Source organism: Burkholderia sp. b14 (assembly GCF_900156195.1).
In the GTDB taxonomy this organism is placed as follows: Bacteria; Pseudomonadota; Gammaproteobacteria; order Burkholderiales; family Burkholderiaceae; genus Mycetohabitans.
The window spans coordinates 1,347,169-1,367,843 of record NZ_FTPJ01000003.1; the positions used below are offsets into that span (position 1 = coordinate 1,347,169).

Below are 20,675 nucleotides of genomic sequence, written 5' to 3' on the forward strand. Positions count from 1 at the left end.
GCGTCGGGACAACACCAGTCGGTTATAGTGGCGCGATGAGAATACTTGGCATTGATCCGGGCTTGCGCGTCACCGGCTTTGGCGTCATCGACAAGCACGGACACGCGCTCACCTACGTGACCAGCGGGGTGATCCGTACCGCGGACGCCGATTTGCCGAGCCGCCTGGGTACGATCTTCGACGGCGTGGCGACGCTGATCCGCGAGCACCGCCCGGATCAGGCCGCGATTGAGAAAGTATTTGTCAACGTCAATCCGCAATCGACGCTGCTGTTGGGGCAGGCGCGCGGCGCGGCGATTTGCTCACTCGTATCGGGCCACGTACCGGTGGCCGAATACACCGCGCTGCAACTCAAGCAAGCAGTGGTCGGCTACGGGCGCGCGACCAAGGACCAGATGCAGCAGATGGTGGTCCGGTTGCTGAACTTGAGCGGCTTGCCCGGCACCGACGCCGCCGACGCGCTCGGCATGGCGATCTGCCACGCGAACAGCGGCGCGGCGATCAACGCGCTCGGCACGCTCGCGCCGGCATTGACGAAGAAAGGCTATCGTGTGCGACGCGGCCGGCTGATCGGTTAAGCCGGCGCCGTGTTGATGCCGCGATACGCTACACTCGGCGCATCCACTCTATATTGATTCGTCATGATCGGTCGCATTGCGGGCATCCTGCTCGAGAAAAACCCGCCTCATCTGCTAGTCGACTGTAACGGCGTCGGCTACGAGGTCGATGTGCCGATGAGCACGTTCTACAACCTGCCGGGCACTGGCGACAAAGTCACGTTGCTGACCCAACTGATCGTGCGCGAGGACGCGCATCTGCTGTATGGTTTTCTCACGCAGCAGGAGCGACAAACGTTTCGCGAACTGCTGAAGATCAGCGGGATCGGGGCGCGCATGGCGCTCGCGGTGCTCTCCGGGATGAGCGTGAGCGATCTTGCGCAGACAGTGACGTTGCAGGATGCCACCCGCCTGACGCGGGTGCCGGGCATCGGCAAGAAAACCGCCGAGCGACTGTTACTCGAGTTGAAAGGCAAATTGGGCGCCGACATCGGCGCGGCCGCCTCCGCCGCCTCATCGTCCGACCACGCGCCGGACATCCTGCACGCTCTACTCTCGCTCGGTTATTCCGAGAAGGAAGCGCTTGCCGCGATCAAGAACGTGCCGGCCGGCACCGGTGTGTCGGACGGCATCAAACTCGCTCTGAAGGCCTTGTCGAAGGCATGAGCTCCACGCGGCGCAGCACGGCATGGCAACTGGCATGCCGGCTACATCGCGGTACAATCAGCATATGATCGAAACGGACAAACTCGGCTCGGAGCGCGTCATTGCAACGACCCCCGCATCGCCCAATGAGGAGGCGTTCGAGCGGGCGCTGCGCCCGCGGCTGCTGGACGAATATGTCGGGCAGGAAAAGGTTCGCGGGCAGCTCGAGATCTTTATTGAAGCGGCAAAGCGCCGCTCGGAAGCGCTCGACCATGTGCTGCTATTCGGCCCCCCGGGACTGGGCAAGACCACGCTTGCGCATATCGTCGCGCGGGAAATGGGCGTCAACCTGCGCCAGACGTCCGGACCGGTGCTCGAACGGGCCGGCGACCTGGCTGCGCTGCTGACCCATCTCGAGGCGAACGACGTGCTGTTCATCGACGAGATCCACCGGTTGTCGCCGGTCGTCGAGGAAATCCTGTACCCAGCGCTCGAAGACTATCAGATCGACATCATGATCGGCGAGGGACCGGCCGCACGCAGCGTCAAGCTGGATCTGCATCCGTTCACGCTGGTGGGGGCCACGACGCGCGCTGGCATGCTGACCAATCCGTTGCGGGACCGCTTCGGCATCGTCGCCCGGCTCGAATTCTATACCGCAAGCGAACTGGCGCGGATCGTCGAACGCTCGGCCCACCTGCTCGGCGCGCAAATCCAGCCCGAAGGCGCGCTGGAGATCGCGCGGCGTTCGCGCGGCACGCCACGGATCGCGAACCGGCTGCTGCGGCGCGTGCGAGACTATGCCGAAGTCAAGTCCGACGGCCGCATCACGGCGACGACGGCCGATGCGGCACTGGCGATGCTCGATGTCGACCCGGTCGGCTTCGACTTGATGGATCGCAAGCTGCTGGAGGCGATCCTACACAAGTTCGATGGCGGCCCGGTGGGCCTGGACAACTTGGCCGCCGCGATCGGCGAGGAACGCGACACGATCGAAGACGTGATCGAGCCTTATTTAATCCAGCAAGGCTATCTGCAACGCACGCCGCGCGGACGCGTCGCGACGCTGCTCGCCTATCGCCACTTCGGCCTTGCAGCGCCGGATGCGGGACCGATCCGCGACCTGTGGAGCACCAGCGGCGAATAGCCGATCTGCGTGATGCGCATTTGTGGGCTGGCCAACGGCATACTGAACTGACTGCGCCGGCGCGTAGCGGCCGGCGTCACTGAACTCACGAGCGGCAAAGGCCCCGCGATCGACTATTCATCACCGCCGGACAATCCGAGGCTGTTCGGCCCGCAGGCAGTGTACTGGACAGGGCATGCCGACTTCACGTCAATGATGATTAGCGGCATCCAGCGCATGATTGCTACAGGCATGGCATCCGCGGGCACTCGCCGGCGTGCTTGATCACCCAAGTCATGCGGCCGGCACGCGCAGCCAGAAGGTTACCGGACCATCGTTGACCGACGATACCTGCATCGCGGCGCCAAATTCACCGGTCTGGACGATGGGATGCTGCTGCCGCGCACGGGCGACGAAATAGTTGTACAACCGCCTGCCTTCGTCCGGTGGTGCGGCGGGGGTAAGGCTGGGGCGCAAGCCGCTATTCGTATCAGCCGCCAGCGTGAACTGCGACACGATCAACAGCCCGCCTGCGCCGCCGGCACCGTCGATGTTCCGCACGGACAGGTTCATCCGGCCCTGTGTATCGCTGAATACGCGATAACCCAGCAGCTTGTTGAGCAGCTTGTCCGCTGTAGCCTCGCAGTCGCCGCGTTCCGCGCAGACCAGCGCGAGCAGCCCGGGGCCGATCGCGCCGATCACCTGCGCATCGACTTGCACGCTGGCTCGCGCAACCCGTTGGATCAATGCGATCAATGCAAGTCCTCGCTATGGTTCGGCTGTCGTCGGGTTGTCCGTTGCTCTAAGCGCGCAGTGTCACGCGCGCAAAACGCCGTTTGCCGACCTGCACGACATACACGCCTGCCTCAAGCTTCAGCCCTTTGTCGGTAATCGTCGTGCCGTCGATCTTCACGCCGGACTGTTCGATGTTGCGCAATGCCTCGCTAGTGGACGGCACCAGGCCAGCTTGCTTCAGCAATTGCCCGATTGGCAGCGGCGCGCCACTCAACGCCATTTCCGGAATATCGTCAGGCACCCCGCCCTTCGCACGATGATTGAAATCCTCTAGCGCGCGCTGCGCATCGGCCTGCGAGTGAAAACGAGCGACGATTTCCTGCGCAAGCAGCACCTTCAGCTCACGTGGGTTGCGGCCGGCCTGCACCTGCCGCTTGAAGTCTGCAATCTCCTCGAGGCTACGGAACGAAAGCAGCTCAAAGTAACGCCACATCAGCGTGTCCGAGATGCTCATTAGCTTGCCGAACATGTCGGACGGCTTCTCGCTGATACCGACGTAGTTGTTCTTGGACTTGGACATCTTATCGACCCCGTCCAGCCCTTCGAGCAGCGGCATCGTCAGGATGCACTGCGGCTCCTGACCATACTGCTTCTGCAACTCGCGGCCCACCAGCAGATTGAACTTCTGATCGGTGCCACCCAACTCGAGATCCGATTGCAGCGCGACCGAGTCATACCCTTGCATCAGGGGATACAGGAATTCATGGATCGAGATCGGCACGCCGCTCTGGAACCGCTTGGTGAAGTCGTCACGCTCGAGCATCCGCGCCACGGTGTAGCGTGACGCAAGCTTGATCATGCCGTCGGCGCCCAGCGGCATTGACCATTCGCTGTTGTAGCGGATCTCGGTCTTTTCGCGATCGAGCACCAGCGCGGCCTGTTCGAAATAAGTCTTCGCATTGGCCTCGATTTGCTCGCGGGTGAGCGGCGGGCGCGTCTGATTGCGTCCAGACGGATCGCCGATCAACGACGTGAAGTCGCCAATCAGGAAAATAACGGTATGACCCAGGTCCTGCAACTGGCGCATCTTATTGAGCACCACGGTGTGTCCGATGTGGATGTCCGGCGCGGTCGGGTCGAGCCCGAGCTTGATGCGCAATGGCTTGCCAGTTTGCGCGCTCCTTGCCAGTTTCTGCGCAAACTCGTCCTCGATCAGCAACTCGTCGCAACCACGACGCGCTATCGCCAGTGCGGCACGGACTTCATCGGTAATGGTCAGGGACGACCCGGCAACGCTGGACTCGGTACTCATTAGGCGGGAACTTTTCACGAAACTGTCATCGAATCACGAGCGGCACGGCGGCGCTCGTCACGCGCCGCACCTCGCAACCCTGCCTCAAACAACCCTCAAGGCCGTCGCTTTTCTCGTGCAAGAACTGGATTTTACGTGATGTGGTACTGCTTCCGGCAGGTTTTTGCACTCGCGCGCAGCGGCACCGTATCGCTGCGTCACTTCGCCGCGCGGCGCCATCAAGCGATCATTCACCCGATCGCCGCCGCGTCCGTGAGCTTGAGCGTAACGATCGCACGCACGATCCCGTACGCTCCCGCTGTGATATCCGCGCTCGCGATACCGGCGCATTCGGCATACACGTCGGCGCGCTCAGCGGCCACGCAAGCCCAGGTCAACAGCAGCATGTTGCGCGCCATCAGTTGGCGCAGCACGGCGCTGGGCCCGTATGGCGATTACGTGGCCGCCGCGCTGGCCGCTTCTGCGCCCCCAGCCAGCGCCGCTACCGAGACATTCGCCGCGGAACATCCGCCACAAGCGGCCGGCGCGCTGTCAAGTGCCAGCCCCCTACGGCTGGACGAGCCACACCGCGCTACCACCCCATCCGAGCGCGTGTTCTCGGGCGCGCTCGACAGCCAGTTCGCCAGCGCGATGCGACAAGCCGGCGTATTGAGCAGCTCGATCGACGCAGCGCTCGATGCGCTGCCGACCATGCGCGCGCTGGCCGGCCCGTTGCGCGGACAGCGCTACCGCGTGCTACTGGGCGCAGCGGCCGGCGAGTCATCCCGCACTCGACGCATCCTCGTCCTCGAGGTCCATGCCGTCGGCACCGCGCCCGTGCGTGCCATCTGGTACCGTCCGCCGAGCAAGCGCGGCGGCCACTTCTATGCCGCCAACGGGCACTCGCTGCAGCGCGGGCTCGATCCGCGTCCCGTTGCCAGCGCCCGACTGTCGTCGCGCTTCGGCGAGCGCGTGCATCCGATTTCCAAACGCCGCGCGTTCCACAGCGGCGTGGATTGGGCCGCGCCACGCGGCACACCGGTGCGGGCAAGCGGGGCCGGAACTGTCGCATTCGCGGGGTGGCGGCACGGGTATGGCAAGACGATCGTGGTACGCCATGCTCAGCACTATGAGACTGTGTATGCCCACCTGTCGCGAATCCCACCGAAACTGAAAACCGGTGCGAAAATCGCACGCGGCGATGTGATCGGCTACGTTGGCAGCACCGGCTGGGCGACCGGCCCCCATTTGCACTATGAGGTGCGGCACCAAGGCCGCCATGTCAATCCGCTCGCGGCATCGGTCGGTCAACCCGCGTCATTGCGTGGCGCCACGCTACACGCGTTCGAGCGATACTCGGCTAATTTGTTGATCGACAACGACGTCCTGCCACCGCGCGTCGCATCACAATGACAGCAATACAGCCTGGCAGCAACGCCGCCGCGGCGTGCCACATCGATCGTGCACGCTGACCATTGGGCCGACGCACCGCTCAACGCCACTGGGGGCTTTAGGTGAGACAACCCAGCGCCGAATACGACGACAGCCCCCCTCGTTCACGACAGACGCATGATGCCGACGGGCTGTATATCGGCCTGATGTCAGGCACGAGCATGGATGGTGTCGACGGCGTGATCGTCGACTTTACGCAAGGACGGCCCCAGGTCCGTGCCGAGGCCTTCATTAGCTTGCCGCCCGAGTTGCGCGACACCTTGTTCGCGTTGCAAGCTGCAGCGGATGACGAAGTGCACCGCGAGGCCCGTGCCGCCAACGCGCTGGCGACGTGCTATGCGGCGTGCCGCCACGCGCTGCAGACCAGCGCACAGGTATCAGCCGAGCACGTCCGCGCCATTGGCGTGCACGGACAGACGATCAGACACCGCCCCGAACTCGGCTATACGCGGCAGATCAACAATCCGGCGTTGCTGGCGGAGTTGACCGGTATCGACGTCGTCGCCGATTTCCGCGCGCGCGACGTGGCGGCGGGCGGCCATGGCGCCCCGCTCGCGCCGGCGTTTCATGCGGCGATGTTCGCGCACGAGCACGAGACCCGCGTAGTGTGCAATCTCGGAGGCGTCAGCAACATTACGATTTTGGATCCGCACAAACCGGTCCGCGGCTTCGACTGCGGCCCGGCGAACGCGTTGCTCGATCTGTGGGCACAACGCCATTTGGACAGACCATTCGACGAGAATGGTCGGTTCGTCGCCCGTGGGCAGGTCAACGATGCGTTGTTGCGCGCGTTGCTCAACGAACCGTTTTTCAGCGCGCCGCCCCCGAAAAGCACCGGCCGGGACTTGTTCAACGAGTCATGGTTGTGCAGAGCCGGCTTTCGTCGTTTGCCGACGTGGCGCCGCACGACGTGCAAGCGACGCTGGTCGCGTTGACAGCTCAGACCGTCGCGCGTGACATCGGACATCATGCAGGCGGCTGCCAGGCCGTCTACGTGTGCGGTGGCGGCGCGCGCAATACCGTCCTGCTGGCGGCGTTGCAAACCGCGCTGCAGCGTTTTGATACGGCGGGCGTTCGCGTCGAAACCACGGATGACCTCGGCATGGCCCCACACCAAGTCGAAGCGCTAGCATTCGCTTGGCTGGCGATGCGCCACGTCGCACGCCTGCCTGGCAACCTGCCAAGCGTCACCGGTGCCGCTGGCGACCGCGTGCTCGGCGCATTGTATCCGCGCTAGGCTGTGTCGCTTGCGTAGTTCTCGGCGGCATGCGTCAGCGGCGGTGTGCAAACGACAACGGGAGCTGATCCGCCCTCGTAGTGAACCGACTCGCGATGGGCCGGCCAACTTATTTTGGCAAGTATGCGCTTATATTTCGGTAGTGAACGCTTACACCGAGAATGACGAGCCGCAGCCGCAGGTGGTGGTCGCGTTCGGGTTCTTGATCACGAATTGCGCGCCGGTCAAATCGTCCTTGTAGTCGATTTCCGCGCCCAACAGGTACTGGTAGCTCATCGAGTCGATCAACAGCCGGACGCCGTTCTTGTCCATCACGGTGTCATCCTCGTTGACTTCCTCGTCGAACGTAAAGCCGTATTGAAATCCCGAGCAGCCGCCGCCTTGCACGAACACGCGCAGCTTCAGTTCTGGGTTGCCTTCTTCATCGATCAGCTGTTTGACCTTGTCGGCGGCTGCATCCGTGAAGACGAGCGGGGCCGGCATTTCGGTCACAGGGGTATCGGTCACAGCGTCCATCGAGTTCTCCAAAAATGCCTTTAACGCTATTCTAGGACTGTTCTGAACATCGTGCCGAAGGCCCTGAAATCAACAGGGACTTGCATCCGCAGAACAGGGACTTGCATCCACAGAAGTGCGCCCATGCTGGGCGCACCAAGAAAAAAACCGCGGATCGGCTGATCCGCGGTTTTTTGCACGATGCCGACGCCTGCAGGTGAACCTGCGCACCGGTCCATCGCGGCGCACGCGCTCGCTTAGCGCTTGGAGAACTGCTTGCGACGACGTGCCTTGTGCAAACCTACCTTCTTACGCTCGACTTCACGTGCATCGCGCGTCACGAAGCCAGCGTTCGACAACGTCGGCTTCAGCGTCGCATCGTAGTCGATCAGCGCACGAGTGATACCGTGACGCACGGCGCCAGCTTGGCCAGTTTCGCCGCCACCGACCACGTTGACCTTGATGTCGAACGTGTTCGCGTGGTTCACTAGATCCAGTGGCTGACGCACGATCATCAGCGACGTCTCGCGCGAGAAGTAGTCGGCGATGGGCTTGCCGTTGACGACGATGTCGCCCTTGCCAGCCTTGATAAACACGCGAGCCACTGCGCTCTTGCGGCGGCCGGTACCGTAGTTCCAATTTCCGATCATCTGACTGGCTCCTTAGATCTCGAGCGCCTTCGGTTGTTGTGCGGTGTGCGGGTGCGTCGCGTCCGCGTAGACCTTCAGCTTCTTGATCATCGCGTAGCCGAGCGGGCCCTTCGGCAGCATGCCCTTGACGGCCTTCTCAAGTGCACGGCCCGGGAAACGCTCCTGCATCTTGCCAAAAGTCGTTTCATAAATGCCGCCCGGATAGCCCGAGTGACGGTAATACTTCTTATCGGTCGTCTTGTTGCCAGTGACCTTCAGCTTGCCAACATTGACGACGATGATGAAATCGCCGGTATCGACGTGCGGCGTGAACTCCGGCTTGTGCTTGCCGCGAAGGCGGCGTGCCACTTCGCTGGCGACACGGCCGAGGACCTTGTCCGTCGCGTCAATCACGTACCATTCGCGCTTCACCTCGTGGGCTTTGGCGGAAAACGTCTTCATGATCGATCCAAATGAGATACTCTGCCCTTCTGTGGTCCTGCTTGTGGATGCGCATCATGGCGCGGTGCAGGCTCTCCCTGATTCTTCTTCCGCGGGCATTTTCGGAAAAGTTTTAAATTATAAAGGGTTTTCAGGCCAGGTGCTACCCTAGCCCTAACCTAGCCCACATAATGGTGAAAAAAAACGAACCAATGTTCGGGTTCAATCCACCAAAGGAGGAGGTGGAGGAGACAAGCAGAGGTCGAGCAAGCGTGCATCGACCAATAGACGACGTTATGAAACTTACGCTGATAAGCCGCAAGAAAAACTACGGGGCTAAACACACCGCCATCATACAAAATATTGGAATCACACCATAAATAGCCAATATTTCTTTTCAATCAATAGGTTAATGATCTCTCGCCAACACTGCGGCCTAAACGAGCGCTTCACCTAACGACGCCGGACAACCAGGACGATTTCGCCGCCGTCCGCAACCGGCTCGGTCCACAGCGGCGGGTTCCCGTTGCTTGGCGTCGGCCGATGCGACGCTCACGCGGCAGCGACGCGCGACAGCGCTCGTGCGCGTTCGTTACAATGTACAAAAACTCAAGTCTGGAAACGCACGATGGAATGCAAGGTCAGCTGGTTGGGCAAGGACGGAATGGCTTTTGTAGCCGAGACGGGCAGTGGCCACATGGTGGCAATGGATGGCGCCCCGGAAGGCGGTGGCCGCAACCTAGCCCCGCGACCGATGGAAATAGTGCTGCTGGGCACCGGGGGCTGCACAGCGTACGACGTCGTGATGATTTTGAAGAAAAGCCGTCAGGACATTGTCGACTGCAACGTCACGCTGAAGGCCGAGCGGGCAAGCCAGGATCCGAAGGTATTCACGAAGATCCATTTCCATTTCACGGTGAGCGGCCGGAACTTGAACCCGGCGACCGTGGAGCGCGCGATCAACCTGTCACACGACAAGTATTGCTCCGCCTCGATCATGTTGGCCAAGAGCGCGGAACTCACGCACTCGTTCGAGATCGTCGACGCATAGCGCGTGTCGCGAAAGGAGGGAACAAAGCAGGCCGGTAAGCCGGATTCTGTGCGTGCGCCGGTTACCCGGCACGCGTGACAGCCATTCCTCTAGGCGCGCCATTGCTGACGCGCTCAAGCTTCCTACCCGCAGGTCAAGACGGGGCCCGTCCTTGCGCCTTGCTGCCGGCGCGCGCCTGCCTACTTGGAATTGCTCCGGGTGGAGGTTACCGTGCCGGACTGCGTCGCCGCAGCCGCGGTGCGCTCTTACCGCACCATTTCACCCTTACCTGATCCCGGCTTGCGCCAGGCCATCGGCGGTTTGCTTTCTGTTGCCCTATTCCGCGTGTCGCCACGGATGGCCGTTAGCCATCACCCTGCCCTGTGGAGTCCGGACTTTCCTCGCCTCCCGCGCGATGCGCGGCAGCCGCGGCTGTCTGGCCTACTTTGCAAGCCATCATCTTAGCATGGGTGGCGCGGCCCGCGCCGGCCGCTGCGGAACACCGACGTGTCCGCGTAGAACCGCGGATTGGCGTTGGCCGCCCACCAGCCCGGCACGCCCAGCACAGGCAACGGCGAAAACCGCGCGATCGTCAGCGCCCCGCCCTTTTGGGCAAGCTCGCGCGACGCCTGCCGTGGCGGGCACTCGACGACGTTATCATCGACCAATGCCGCGGCGACACGGACATCCACGTCGGCCTGACGCTGCGCCGCGGGCGCATCGAACCAGTCCGGCTCGACTTGGCAGACCCATGCATGCGCAGTGCATGCGCGATACGGCGCGAGCAGCTTCTCCAGCAGCGCATGGCCGTACACGTATACAGCACAACGCGCAGGCCACGCCTGGCGATGCTCGACAAACAGACGGCGCCAGTCAAAAGCGTGCAGCGCTTCAGCTAACGAACCATCGGAAGTCACAAAGATTGCGCCGTTTTCGTCAAAGTGAGTCAGCGCATCGCGTACCGGCCCCCTGCCGTTGCCGGGCGCGGGCGCACCTGCCTGCCGCCGCGCCTCGGCCATGCTGCAGCCAATCGTGGCGAGTTTGGTCCGCGGAAAGGCAAACCAACTCGCCGCGTTGAAGAAATCGTGCAGATTATCGCGCGTGGGCACGCAACCTGTCGCAGCAATGTGCGCTTCGTAACGCGTGCCGGGCGGCAACAGAGACTGCGCCACGAAGGTCAGCGGCAGGCCAGCGCCGATGCACAGCGACGCCGCTTGGGCATCCTGCGTCATCGTGCTGAGCCACGCGCCGGCCCCATGAGTATCGAGCACCCGTTGCCAACGCATCCCATGGGCCCGGAACGGCTCGAACCACGGTCGCGACCAGTCGATCCGCGCCACGGCCTCGCGCAGCGGTGACATGTCCGCCATGCGTGTCAGCGCAGCTTCCAGCCGAGCGCTTCGCCGGCCTTGAGCGGCACCACGCTGATGCCGCCTGCGTCGATGGCCTCCGGCAACGTCCAACTCGCGCGCTCGAGCGTCACCGTGTCGGTGGCACGCGGTAATCCATAGAAGTCGGCGCCATAAAAGCTCGCAAAGCCTTCCAACCGATCCAGGGCGCCGGCCTCGTCAAAGGCCTGCGCGTATAACTCCAACGCATGCAGCGCCGTGTAGCAACCGGCACAGCCGCACGCGTGCTCCTTCAGGCCCTTCGGATGCGGCGCGCTGTCGGTGCCGAGGAAAAAGCGCGGATGACCCGAGGTGGCCGCCTCGACGAGCGCCACGCGGTGCGCCTCGCGCTTAAGCACCGGCAGGCAGTAATAATGCGGGCGGATGCCACCGACCAGCATCGCGTTGCGATTCAGCAGCAAGTGGTGGGCGGTGATCGTTGCGCCCAGCGTGCCCGACGCTGCATCCGCGTCGCGCACATACTGCGCGGCGTCGCGCGTCGTGATGTGCTCGAACACCACCTTGAGCGCAGGGAAATTGCGCCGCAACGGCTCGAGCACTCGGTCGATAAACACCTTTTCGCGATCGAACACGTCGATCGATGGTTCTGTCACTTCGCCGTGCACCAGCAGCGGCAGGCCGGTCTGCTGCATCGCCTCCAGCGTAGCCGTGCAGTGGCGCAGATCCGTGACACCGGCGTCCGAGTTGGTCGTCGCACCGGCTGGATACAGCTTCACGCCATGCACGAAGCCGCTTTCGCGAGCCCGCCGGACTTCGTCCGGCGACGTGTTGTCGGTCAGATACAGCGTCATCAGCGGCTCAAACGCTGCACCAGGGCCGTGCGCGGGACGCGCGGCAAGGATTCGCTGCCGATAAGCGCCGGCCTGCGCGGTCGTGGTGACCGGCGGCTTCAGATTCGGCATGATGATCGCGCGGCCAAACTGCCGGGCAGTATGCGGCAGCACCGCTTCGAGCAGCGCGCCGTCACGCACGTGCAAATGCCAATCATCGGGACGGGCGAGAGTCAGCGCAGTGGCGCCCGACGAGCCGACGCCGGCTGCGGTGGAATGGGACTGGGACGAGTTCATGTCGATCGGCAGTTAAGCATGCGCATCACGCATGCGAAGGCTCGCCCGTGGCCACGCATTGAATGCGAAGCGGCGACGCATACGTCGCTGTTTCGGCGTGGGTGGCCCAGGGCTCGGTGATATGCTTCAAAAACATCATTGTAGCGGGCGCTAAGCGCGCTCGCGAAGCATTGCGTGCTCGCATCATGTGCCAACTGCTTGGAATGAATTGCGCGGCGCCCACGGACGTAACCTTTTCGTTCACGGGTTTCGCGGCGCGCGGCGGCGTCACTGACCATCATGCCGATGGCTTCGGCATCGCGTTCTTCGAAGACAAAGCCTGCCGGCTGTTCATTGACCACCAGGCGTCGGCGACCTCGCCGATCGCCGAGCTGGTCAAGCAATACCCGATCAAGTCGAAAAACACGATCGCACACATTCGCAAGGCCACGCAGGGTCGCATCGTGCTGGAGAACTGTCATCCGTTCCAGCGCGAGCTATGGGGCCGGCATTGGATCTTTGCGCACAACGGCGATCTGCGCGACTATGCGCCAGCACTCGGCGGCGTGTACCTGCCGGTCGGCACGACGGACAGCGAGCTTGCGTTTTGTGCGATCATGCAGCACCTGCGCGAGTGCTTCCCTAGCACCCACCCACCGCTAAACGAGCTATTCGACGCATTGGCACAGGCCACACGCGAGATCACTCGGCACGGTGTGTTCAACTTTTTGATGTCCAACGGACAGGCATTATTCGTCCACTGCTCGACCCATTTGTATTACCTTGTGCGCAGCTGGCCGTTCTCGACCGCGCACTTGATCGACACGGACGTCACAATCGACTTTGCGCAATACACGACGCCAGAGGATCGCGTTGCGGTGATTGCGACGCAGCCGCTCACCGATAATGAAACGTGGACGCGCTTTGCCCCGGGGGATCTGGCGATGTTCCAGGCGGGCCAATTGTTGTGCAGTGTCAACGTGCCGGTGCCTGCCGACGTGGCGGCCAAGGCGCGAGAGCCGCTGTGCAAGGCCACCGTCGAGTCAGTGTTGAGCACCAACGAGGACGGCGAGTTCACCATCGAATCCGCGTACAACGCCGCAGCAGTGCCATCGTAAAGTTGCCCATTCCGCCCGCCGCCGGTAACCCTATTTGAACTGAATTAACCGGTTCGGTACGACATTGCCCGTTTCGCGCTTAGCGGTGCCGCGCCTCACCTGCGAGATACCCTTCATCGGTTATCGACGTCGCCGATACTATCGCGCCAGCAGAGCCGGCTTTGCGTCTATGCTTTCCATGTACGCCACGAAGGATATCCCGCACCATGCTGAAATGCTTCCCTGTCCTCGGACGCGGTTCGGCGCCGTCCACTTCATCGACGAGCGACCCCACCCAAGCCGATGGTTTCAAACCGGACTGCATCGGCAATCGTACAGCAACAGATCAGCGATCGACGGGCTTACCGGTGCCTGCCGATTCGCCACTTGCAAAGTTCCGCGAAGCGGTCCGTAAGGTGAGTCGAGACAATCGGCCGGTCAGTGTGCGCGCCATACCGGGCACGGGCATCGTCCACGTGAAGATCCAGGGCGACTCCAAAGTATTCGACAGTGTCGGCATGAAAGGGATCGATACATCGAACGGCCCAAAACGGCTTGAGTACCTGTCAATCCCCGCAGACAGATATGTGCCACATCTGGCGGGCGGCGGCAAACAACCGTACGTCGTCAGCGCCATGTCAGATAAAGAAACGCGGCGATTAATGTCCCCAAATCAGTCTTTGAAAAGCAAGCTGCTGTCTCGCGACCCGCTCGGCCCTATCGCGTACATCAATGGGGGATTCTACGGACACACCGGCATCCGGGAAGACGAGATCGATATCAAATCGTACGCAGCCAACGCCCCGATCGGCGGCGCCAAAGTCAAAGGAATCAAACAAATCGAAGGTGTGCGGCCCCAAGACGCCTATGAGGACGACTATCATAAGGTGACTTTTCCGAATGGATCCTACGTGACCCTCGCGCCATTGCTGGCGCAGATCAACGAAACCACGGGTCAATACGAAAACAAGTTTCCCGCGGAAAAGGCGGCCAATCCGAAATATGCGTTCGAGAATACACCACTGAACCGCCCTGGAGAACTCGGCCACGCGTCGCACCCGAATGCACGCAGCGCAATTGATTTTCCATCGTCGTCTCGGCCCGCGGCCTCGCCCACCGCACTGAAAACGAATCGGTACAGGACAGTCATCGCCGGAGATGATAGCGGCGTACGCGGCGTCAAGTCGACAGGCATGCAGATGACCGAGATAGCCATCACGGTCACTCGGCTTGGGACATTTAACCGCGACCCGGGTTATGCCATCGCATGCGATGGCGGATCGTCGACAACAATGGGCGTCATCGACGGTAAGGGCAAATCGCTGCTTAGCGTCCAAGGACTGCTCAACGAATCGTCAGCCGTTAATTTCGTCGCGCTCGCATTATCGAACCCGCCAAAACAGACTGAAGACGCAACGGTCAAGCTGACGCCATACGACGTGACGAACCCGTAGCATGCGACCCGCCGGTGGCAACAGGCCGCTCCCCGGACAGTAGATACCGCCGGGGACGCAACGGTCAATGCAGGATCTTGGCCAGGAAATCCTTCGCGCGATCCGATTTCGGATTCACAAAGAAGTCTTCCTTGCGGTCATCCTCAACGATCACCCCCCGGTCCATGAAGATGACCCGGTGCGCAACCTTCTTTGCAAAACCCATTTCGTGCGTCACGCACATCATCGTCATGCCTTCCTGCGCTAGCTCGACCATCACGTCCAGCACTTCATTGATCATCTCCGGATCGAGCGCCGAGGTCGGCTCGTCGAACAGCATCGCGATCGGGTCCATCGACAGGGCGCGTGCAATCGCCACGCGCTGCTGCTGACCGCCGGACAACTGCCCAGGATACTTGTCGGCATGCGCCTTCAGGCCGACACGATCAAGCAACTTCAATCCCTTGGCGCTCGCCTCGTCCTTCGAGCGACCAAGTACCTTGATTTGCGCAAGCGTCAGGTTCTCGGTGATCGACAGGTGCGGAAACAGCTCGAAATGCTGGAACACCATCCCAACTTTCGCACGCAGCTTTGACAAGTTTGTCTTAGGATTGCTGACCGATTGCCCATTGATCATGATCTCGCCTTTTTGAAACGGCTCTAGTCCGTTGACCGTCTTGATCAACGTCGACTTGCCTGAGCCCGACGGGCCGCACACGACTACCACCTCGCCTTTCTTGACCTCGGTCGAGCAGTCCGTCAGCACCTGGAAGGACCCATACCATTTTGAAACATTCTTGATCGAAATCATCTTGCGACCTTTTTCTGAAGACCCTTGACGAGGCTTGACGCCACCACGCAAATCACGAAATACACGGCGCCCGCGAACAGTACCATCTCGACGATCGTACCGTCCCGGTCACCGACGTTTGCCGCGGTCCGGAAGAAATCCGCGACGCTGATCACATAGACGAGCGACGTGTCCTGAAACAGCACGATGGCTTGCGTCAGCAACAGCGGCACCATCGCGCGCAGCGCCTGTGGCAACACGATCAGCCGCATGCCCTGGCCGTAGGTCATGCCGAGCGCGGAGGCAGCGCTGAGCTGTCCGCGCGGCACGGCCTGGATCCCGGCCCGGATGATCTCCGAGTAATACGCGGCCTCGAACAACGAGAACGCGACCATCGCCGACACGAGCCGGATATCGACATCAGGCGACACGTCCAGCAACCGCTGTAGCAGCTGGGGCACCAGCAGGAAGAACCACAACAGCACCATCACCAGCGGAATCGAGCGGAACAGGGTCACATAGCCGCGCGCGAACCATTCGAGTGGCTTGAGTCCCGACAGCCGCATGAGCGCGAGCAGCGTGCCCCACACGATGCCCACAACGATCGCCAGCACGGTGACCTGCAATGTCATCACCGCGCCAGTCCACAGCGTCGGCAGCGCATCCGGGATGCCGGACCAGTTGAACTGACGCATCATTTGCCTCCAATGTAGCCCGGCAGCCGAGTCTTTTTCTCGACCCAGCGCATGCAGCCCATCACGACCAGGTTGATCAATACGTAAGCGAGCGTCACCGCAATGAAAGACTCATACGCCTGCGCAGTGTAGTCAACCAGTTGCCGTGCTTGCGCGGACAGGTCCAGCAGACCGATGGTTGACGCCACGGCAGAGTTCTTAAAAATATTGAGAAACTCAGAGGTCAGCGGCGGCACGATGATTCGGAACGCGACCGGCAGCATCACATAGCGATAAGTCTGCGGCAACGTGAAGCCCAACGCCAGGCCTGCGGCGCGTTGCCCGCGCGGCAACGCATTGATGCCCGAGCGCACCTGCTCGCAGACTCGGGCCGCCGTGAACAGCCCCAGACACAGAATCGATGCCGAGAAGAATTGCGCATCCGGCGGCAACTGCTTGAACCACGTGCCGATCGACGGCGGCAGGATCTCCGGCAGCACGAAGTACCAGATAAAAAACTGTACGATCAGCGGGATGTTGCGGAACACCGCGACGTAGACCGTGCCAATGCCGGACAGCCATTTGTTCGGCACGGTGCGCAACACGCCCATCAGCGCGCCGACGAGCAGCGCGATCACCCACGCGCATAACGACACCGCGACCGTATTCCACAACCCCGAGACCAGCCAGCCCAGATAGGTCGTCGGCTCGCCGGTCGAAACCGGGGTCATGAAAATGCCCCAATTCCAGTGATAACCCATGACTCAACTCCAAAAAGAAACGGAAGGCGCGCCCGCAAGCATCCCTTCCGTTTCAGTCACGCCTGTCAGTGAACGATGCGGCCGAGCGGATCAGTCCATCGCCTTGTCGTTCGGATTCTTGAATAGCGCCTTCATGTCGTCGGACAACGGAAAGTTTAGGTTCAGCCCTTTCGGCGGGATCGGGGACTCAAACCACTTCTTGTAGATCTGCGCCGCCTCACCAGATGTCTCGACCTTCGCGATCGCCGCATCGACGACCTTCTTGAACGCCGGGTCGTCCTTGCGCATCATGCAGCCGTACGCTTCGTGCGTTTGCGGGGTGCCAACGATCACAAAGTCGCCCGGATGACTCGACTTCGCACGTTCGCCGGCAAGCAGCGCATCATCCATCATGAACGCGGCGGCACGGCCGGTCGACAGCGTCAAGAATGACTCGCCATGGTCCTTCGCACTGACGATGTTCATGCCCATGTTGTGGTCCTGGTTCATCTTGCGCAGCAACCGTTCGGACGTTGTGCCAGCCGTGGTCACGACCGTCTTGCCCTTCAGGTCAGCGAAGTCCTTGATGCCCGAATTCCTCTTAGTCATCAGCCGCGTGCCGACCACGAAAATCGTGTTCGAGAACACCGCCTGCTTCTGCCGCTCCAGGTTGTTAGTGGTCGAGCCGCACTCGATATCGATTGTACCGTTCTGTACAAGCGGGATGCGGTTTTGCGACGTGATCGGAATCAACTTAACCTTCAGATCGGGCGTCTTCAGTTCATGCTTGACTGCCTCGACGATCTTCAGCGCAAACTCCTGCGAATAACCCACGACGTTCTGCTTCTCGTCATAGTACGAGAACGGAATCGACGACTCGCGGTGCCCCAACACCATGACGCCCGAATCCTTGATTTTCTTCAGCGTCCCCGTCTCTTGCGCCTGGGCAGCCCCGATAAGGGCGGCCAGTGCAGCCAGTGTGAATGCGGCTTTCTTGATGTTCATCCACGATCTCCTTCGCGAAAAGTCGTGTCAGTTTAGCAAAGTAATTATTATGAAAGTAATGAGTTGAAGTACTAATCTACGAGCTTTTGCGTTCGTTGTTCCGTGAATCGCTTCGCGCCGGCTCGCGTATAGGCCGCCACCGCGTTGCCGGTGATCGCGCCGCGCGCGGCCAATGCAAAGACAGACCGCGGGCTCGCGCCACGCGGTCTGTCTGAATTGCAGCAATAGGACTTAGAGACTTAGCAATGGATCACGGATACAGGCCGCGCATCTCGCGCGCCATCAGGATGCGCTTGCACGCAATGATATAAGCCGCGGTGCGCACGGACACGTCATTTTCCTGCGCGACCTGCCAGACGCTGGCAAACGCTTCACGCATCACGCGCTCCAGCCGATGGTTGATCTCGTCCTCAGTCCAGAAGAAGCTGGAGAAGTCCTGCACCCATTCGAAGTAGGACACCGTGACGCCGCCAGCGTTGGCGACCACATCGGGGATCACCAGCACGTTGTTCTCGCGCAGGATATCGTCGGCGAGCGGCGTAGTTGGGCCATTCGCCCCTTCGACCACGATCTTCGTGCGGATCCGCGATGCGTTCTTCTCGTTGATCTGGCCTTCGAGCGCAGCGGGAATCAGAATGTCGCTCTCGATACCCCAGAAATCCTCGTCGCCGAGCGGCTCTGCGCCGGCGAAGCCGGCTACGCCGCCTTGCGCCGCAACATGCTCGAGCAACGCATGCGCGTCGATGCCGGACGGCTTGTAGAGCGTGCCGGTGTGGTCCTGGACCGCGACCACTTTCGCGCCCGCCTCGACGAACAGCTTCGCGGCGATCCCGCCGACATTGCCAAATCCCTGCACCGCGACGCGCGCCGATGCGATATCCAATCCGATGCGCCGTGCTGCCTCGCAACCGACGGTGAACACCCCGCGCCCGGTCGCTTCGCGCCGGCCCAGCGATCCACCCAGCGAGATCGGCTTGCCCGTCACCACGCCCGTCGCCGTCTGACCAACGTTCATCGAGTACGTGTCCATCATCCACGCCATCACCTGCTCATTGGTGTTGACGTCCGGCGCCGGAATGTCGGTGTTCGGCCCGATGATAATGCCGATTTCGCTCGTATACCGGCGCGTGACTCGCTCGAGTTCGCCGCGCGAGAGCTTGCGCGGGTCAACGCGGATACCGCCCTTCGCGCCGCCATACGGCACGTTGACCGCCGCATTCTTGATCGACATCCACGCGGACAGCGCCATCACCTCGGACAGCGTCACGTCCTGGTGATACCGCACGCCGCCCTTGCCGGGCCCGCGCGATGTGTTGTGCTGAACCCGGTAGCCTTCAAAATGCGCGATCGTACCGTCGTCCATCTCGATCGGCACATCGACGACCAGGATGCGCTTGGGACGCTTGAGCGTCTCAATCCAGCGTGAAAGCGCGCCCAGGTGCGGCGCAACACGATCGATTTGCTGCAGGTAGGAGCCCCACGGACCGAGCGAATCGGCATGTAAATAGGAAGGCAAGGCGTGCTTGGAAGGCATCGGTGAATCGTTCGAAACAGTTTGCTGCGCGGACATGAATGGTCCTCTTCGGTCAAGATGGCCGCCATTGTGAAAAAGCGGCACGACTAAATCCAATGCCGAATTATCATGCTCTATGCTTTCCTTGCATAACGTGCGGCGGCGCACGCAGCGCGCCAGTAACTCGCCGTGGCATCGCTGTCTTCGGAATCGGCCGCACCGTCGACGCTCGGCGGCCGGCGACAGCGGCTGAAGCTAGCGCCCAGAGCCAGAAACCAGCGCCCGAAGCCCGCAGCTGGTTACGCGCCGACAGCCAGCCCAGCCGCCAGGCGCCACACCGTATCCACCAGCTCGCCGCGCGCTTCGTCCCTGTGCGACGCTAGCTTGTCGCGATACAACCGGATCTCCATCGCGAGCGTAAACCGGTCAGCCGTCACGCCCCGCGCCGGCCGGTCGAGCCGCACGAGGCGCTCGGCCGCCACCGCGTCCTCCACCGCGCTGTGCGGCAGGAAGGCGACGCCGTGACCCGCCAGCGTCATCGCCTTGAGCCCCTCGGCCATGTCGGTCTCGTACACTTTATCCAGGTACAACGGAACCGGCGCAGTGCCGATAATCGTCTCCGTCATCCGCCCTAGATAGGCACTCGGCGTATACGACAAGTAGGGAACCGGTGCATCCTTCGTGCCTGGCAGCGTAAAACGCGCACGGCCGCTACGCGTGGTCGCGGCGAACGGGCTAATCGGCTCAATTCCCAGCACGAGCATGTCGTAGCGCGCGGGGTCCAGCGCAACAGGATGACTTGGATGATGATAGCCCATCACCAAGTCGCAACCGCCCTCCACCAGCGACAGTACCGCATCGTGCACGTTCAACGCACGCAGCCGCACATTGACCCGCCCGGTATGCTTCTCGATCCTGTCCAACCAGCGCGGAAAGAAGGTCAACGACAACGTATGCGGCACGGCAAACTCAATCGTCGCAGCCGGCGCGCGCCCGTGGCCGCGCAATACGGTACGGGCTTCGTGAAACTGGGACAGCATCGTCAGCGCCTGCTCGTAGAATACCTGTCCGGCTTGCGTGAGCCGCGTCGGGTACACTGAACGATCGATCAGCTCGGTGCCAAGCCAAGCCTCCAACGCCTGAATGCGCCGCGAAAACGCAGGCTGCGTCACATGCCGCAGTTCGGCTGAGCGGCTGAAACTTCGCGTCTCGGCCAGCGACACAAAGTCTTCCAGCCATTTCAATTCCATGCAACGACTCCATTGGCCATCCCCGCACCGCGCTGCACCCACGCGTCGGACCGTACGGCACCGCGCTGCGCCGCACCAGA

Annotated in this window: 20 protein-coding genes, 1 other RNA gene and 1 pseudogene; 8 read left to right on the forward strand and 14 right to left on the reverse strand. The window is 61.8% G+C overall.

Annotated features, from left to right (window positions below):
* Positions 1-35: 35 nt before the first annotated feature.
* The 3 genes from ruvC (at position 36) to ruvB (ending at position 2,349) form a co-directional block, all read left to right on the forward strand.
* Positions 36-578: a crossover junction endodeoxyribonuclease RuvC gene (gene ruvC, locus B0B13_RS10590; protein ID WP_076796280.1), complete on the forward strand. Its 543-nt coding sequence runs from the start codon at positions 36-38 to the stop codon at positions 576-578.
* A 63-nt stretch (positions 579-641) separates the two neighbouring features.
* Positions 642-1,223, forward strand: coding sequence for a Holliday junction branch migration protein RuvA (ruvA, locus tag B0B13_RS10595; protein ID WP_076786097.1), 582 nt, complete (start codon positions 642-644; stop codon positions 1,221-1,223).
* A 64-nt stretch (positions 1,224-1,287) separates the two neighbouring features.
* A complete protein-coding gene (gene ruvB / locus B0B13_RS10600; protein ID WP_076786096.1) occupies positions 1,288-2,349 on the forward strand; it encodes a Holliday junction branch migration DNA helicase RuvB in 1,062 nt (353 codons plus the stop codon).
* Between the two features lie 273 nt (positions 2,350-2,622).
* Here ruvB and dtd read toward each other — a convergent pair whose 3' ends face one another.
* Together dtd and tyrS are read right to left on the reverse strand one after the other, a co-directional pair.
* Positions 2,623-3,084, reverse strand: coding sequence for a D-aminoacyl-tRNA deacylase (dtd, locus tag B0B13_RS10610; protein WP_076796282.1), 462 nt, complete (start codon positions 3,082-3,084; stop codon positions 2,623-2,625).
* 46 nt (positions 3,085-3,130) lie between these two features.
* On the reverse strand, positions 3,131-4,375 hold the full coding sequence (tyrS, locus tag B0B13_RS10615; RefSeq protein ID WP_076786094.1) for a tyrosine--tRNA ligase: 1,245 nt from the start codon (positions 4,373-4,375) through the stop codon (positions 3,131-3,133).
* Positions 4,376-4,513: 138 nt separating this feature from the next.
* Here tyrS and B0B13_RS10620 point away from each other — a divergent pair, with 138 nt between their 5' ends.
* Both B0B13_RS10620 and B0B13_RS10625 read left to right on the forward strand, forming a co-directional pair.
* Entirely contained in the window at positions 4,514-5,767 is a 1,254-nt protein-coding gene (locus tag B0B13_RS10620) for a M23 family metallopeptidase (RefSeq protein WP_076796284.1), read from the forward strand.
* A gap of 185 nt (positions 5,768-5,952) precedes the next feature.
* Positions 5,953-7,043: pseudogene (locus tag B0B13_RS10625) on the forward strand (anhydro-N-acetylmuramic acid kinase).
* A 150-nt stretch (positions 7,044-7,193) separates the two neighbouring features.
* Here the strand turns inward: B0B13_RS10625 and erpA are convergent.
* The 3 genes from erpA to rplM all read right to left on the reverse strand — a co-directional run bounded on the left by erpA (position 7,194) and on the right by rplM (position 8,629).
* Positions 7,194-7,559, reverse strand: coding sequence for an iron-sulfur cluster insertion protein ErpA (gene erpA / locus B0B13_RS10630; protein ID WP_076786092.1), 366 nt, complete (start codon positions 7,557-7,559; stop codon positions 7,194-7,196).
* A gap of 236 nt (positions 7,560-7,795) precedes the next feature.
* On the reverse strand, positions 7,796-8,188 hold the full coding sequence (rpsI, locus tag B0B13_RS10635) for a 30S ribosomal protein S9 (RefSeq protein WP_076786090.1): 393 nt from the start codon (positions 8,186-8,188) through the stop codon (positions 7,796-7,798).
* Positions 8,189-8,200: 12 nt separating this feature from the next.
* Entirely contained in the window at positions 8,201-8,629 is a 429-nt protein-coding gene (gene rplM, locus B0B13_RS10640; RefSeq protein ID WP_076796285.1) for a 50S ribosomal protein L13, read from the reverse strand.
* Between the two features lie 607 nt (positions 8,630-9,236).
* Here rplM and B0B13_RS10645 point away from each other — a divergent pair.
* Complete coding sequence (locus B0B13_RS10645; RefSeq protein ID WP_076786089.1) at positions 9,237-9,659, forward strand: OsmC family protein; 423 nt, start codon at positions 9,237-9,239, stop codon at positions 9,657-9,659.
* A gap of 19 nt (positions 9,660-9,678) precedes the next feature.
* On the opposite strand, the gene rnpB is transcribed toward B0B13_RS10645, so the two are convergent.
* The 3 genes from rnpB to pyrC form a co-directional block, all read right to left on the reverse strand.
* An RNA gene (gene rnpB / locus B0B13_RS10650) (RNase P RNA component class A) lies at positions 9,679-10,086 on the reverse strand.
* A gap of 13 nt (positions 10,087-10,099) precedes the next feature.
* A complete protein-coding gene (locus B0B13_RS10655; RefSeq protein WP_076796287.1) occupies positions 10,100-11,008 on the reverse strand; it encodes a DUF3025 domain-containing protein in 909 nt (302 codons plus the stop codon).
* A gap of 5 nt (positions 11,009-11,013) precedes the next feature.
* Positions 11,014-12,114 carry a dihydroorotase gene (gene pyrC / locus B0B13_RS10660; protein WP_076796289.1) on the reverse strand — a complete coding sequence of 367 codons (1,101 nt, stop codon included), beginning with the start codon at positions 12,112-12,114 and terminating at the stop codon, positions 11,014-11,016.
* A gap of 185 nt (positions 12,115-12,299) precedes the next feature.
* Between pyrC and B0B13_RS10665 the strand changes: the two genes are divergently transcribed.
* Together B0B13_RS10665 and B0B13_RS10670 are read left to right on the forward strand one after the other, a co-directional pair.
* A complete protein-coding gene (locus B0B13_RS10665; protein WP_076787682.1) occupies positions 12,300-13,211 on the forward strand; it encodes a class II glutamine amidotransferase in 912 nt (303 codons plus the stop codon).
* Between the two features lie 206 nt (positions 13,212-13,417).
* On the forward strand, positions 13,418-14,644 hold the full coding sequence (locus tag B0B13_RS10670; protein ID WP_076796292.1) for a hypothetical protein: 1,227 nt from the start codon (positions 13,418-13,420) through the stop codon (positions 14,642-14,644).
* A 64-nt stretch (positions 14,645-14,708) separates the two neighbouring features.
* Here B0B13_RS10670 and B0B13_RS10675 read toward each other — a convergent pair whose 3' ends face one another.
* The 6 genes from B0B13_RS10675 to B0B13_RS10700 form a co-directional block, all read right to left on the reverse strand.
* Positions 14,709-15,434 (reverse strand): amino acid ABC transporter ATP-binding protein, encoded by a 726-nt coding sequence (locus tag B0B13_RS10675; protein WP_076796294.1) that lies wholly within the window; start codon positions 15,432-15,434, stop codon positions 14,709-14,711.
* On the reverse strand, positions 15,431-16,108 hold the full coding sequence (gene gltK / locus B0B13_RS10680; protein ID WP_076797273.1) for a glutamate/aspartate ABC transporter permease GltK: 678 nt from the start codon (positions 16,106-16,108) through the stop codon (positions 15,431-15,433). Before gltK ends, B0B13_RS10675 begins: the two co-directional genes overlap by 4 nt.
* The gene (locus B0B13_RS10685; protein ID WP_076796297.1) at positions 16,108-16,848 is read right to left on the reverse strand and encodes an amino acid ABC transporter permease; all 741 of its coding nucleotides are present in this window, start codon (positions 16,846-16,848) and stop codon (positions 16,108-16,110) included. The genes gltK and B0B13_RS10685 overlap by 1 nt, the downstream gene beginning before the upstream one ends.
* A gap of 90 nt (positions 16,849-16,938) precedes the next feature.
* Entirely contained in the window at positions 16,939-17,832 is an 894-nt protein-coding gene (locus tag B0B13_RS10690; RefSeq protein WP_076796299.1) for a glutamate/aspartate ABC transporter substrate-binding protein, read from the reverse strand.
* A 250-nt stretch (positions 17,833-18,082) separates the two neighbouring features.
* The gene (locus tag B0B13_RS10695) at positions 18,083-19,402 is read right to left on the reverse strand and encodes a Glu/Leu/Phe/Val family dehydrogenase (RefSeq protein ID WP_139337396.1); all 1,320 of its coding nucleotides are present in this window, start codon (positions 19,400-19,402) and stop codon (positions 18,083-18,085) included.
* A 242-nt stretch (positions 19,403-19,644) separates the two neighbouring features.
* Complete coding sequence (locus B0B13_RS10700; protein WP_076786082.1) at positions 19,645-20,595, reverse strand: LysR family transcriptional regulator; 951 nt, start codon at positions 20,593-20,595, stop codon at positions 19,645-19,647.
* Between the last annotated feature and the right edge of the window lie 80 nt (positions 20,596-20,675).

Excerpts from the sequence above, each read along its gene's own strand:
- ruvC (WP_076796280.1), top strand. The coding sequence starts at position 36 with ATGAGAATACTTGGCATTGATCCGGGCTTGCGCGTCACCGGCTTTGGC.
- ruvA (WP_076786097.1), top strand. The coding sequence starts at position 642 with ATGATCGGTCGCATTGCGGGCATCCTGCTCGAGAAAAACCCGCCTCAT.
- ruvB (WP_076786096.1), top strand. The coding sequence starts at position 1,288 with ATGATCGAAACGGACAAACTCGGCTCGGAGCGCGTCATTGCAACGACC.
- tyrS (WP_076786094.1), bottom strand. The coding sequence starts at position 4,375 with ATGAGTACCGAGTCCAGCGTTGCCGGGTCGTCCCTGACCATTACCGAT.
- B0B13_RS10620 (WP_076796284.1), top strand. The coding sequence starts at position 4,514 with ATGTGGTACTGCTTCCGGCAGGTTTTTGCACTCGCGCGCAGCGGCACC.
- erpA (WP_076786092.1), bottom strand. The coding sequence starts at position 7,559 with ATGGACGCTGTGACCGATACCCCTGTGACCGAAATGCCGGCCCCGCTC.
- rpsI (WP_076786090.1), bottom strand. The coding sequence starts at position 8,188 with ATGATCGGAAATTGGAACTACGGTACCGGCCGCCGCAAGAGCGCAGTG.
- rplM (WP_076796285.1), bottom strand. The coding sequence starts at position 8,629 with ATGAAGACGTTTTCCGCCAAAGCCCACGAGGTGAAGCGCGAATGGTAC.
- B0B13_RS10645 (WP_076786089.1), top strand. The coding sequence starts at position 9,237 with ATGGAATGCAAGGTCAGCTGGTTGGGCAAGGACGGAATGGCTTTTGTA.
- B0B13_RS10655 (WP_076796287.1), bottom strand. The coding sequence starts at position 11,008 with ATGGCGGACATGTCACCGCTGCGCGAGGCCGTGGCGCGGATCGACTGG.
- pyrC (WP_076796289.1), bottom strand. The coding sequence starts at position 12,114 with ATGAACTCGTCCCAGTCCCATTCCACCGCAGCCGGCGTCGGCTCGTCG.
- B0B13_RS10665 (WP_076787682.1), top strand. The coding sequence starts at position 12,300 with ATGTGCCAACTGCTTGGAATGAATTGCGCGGCGCCCACGGACGTAACC.
- B0B13_RS10670 (WP_076796292.1), top strand. The coding sequence starts at position 13,418 with ATGCTGAAATGCTTCCCTGTCCTCGGACGCGGTTCGGCGCCGTCCACT.
- B0B13_RS10675 (WP_076796294.1), bottom strand. The coding sequence starts at position 15,434 with ATGATTTCGATCAAGAATGTTTCAAAATGGTATGGGTCCTTCCAGGTG.
- gltK (WP_076797273.1), bottom strand. The coding sequence starts at position 16,108 with ATGCGTCAGTTCAACTGGTCCGGCATCCCGGATGCGCTGCCGACGCTG.
- B0B13_RS10685 (WP_076796297.1), bottom strand. The coding sequence starts at position 16,848 with ATGGGTTATCACTGGAATTGGGGCATTTTCATGACCCCGGTTTCGACC.
- B0B13_RS10690 (WP_076796299.1), bottom strand. The coding sequence starts at position 17,832 with ATGAACATCAAGAAAGCCGCATTCACACTGGCTGCACTGGCCGCCCTT.
- B0B13_RS10695 (WP_139337396.1), bottom strand. The coding sequence starts at position 19,402 with ATGTCCGCGCAGCAAACTGTTTCGAACGATTCACCGATGCCTTCCAAG.
- B0B13_RS10700 (WP_076786082.1), bottom strand. The coding sequence starts at position 20,595 with ATGGAATTGAAATGGCTGGAAGACTTTGTGTCGCTGGCCGAGACGCGA.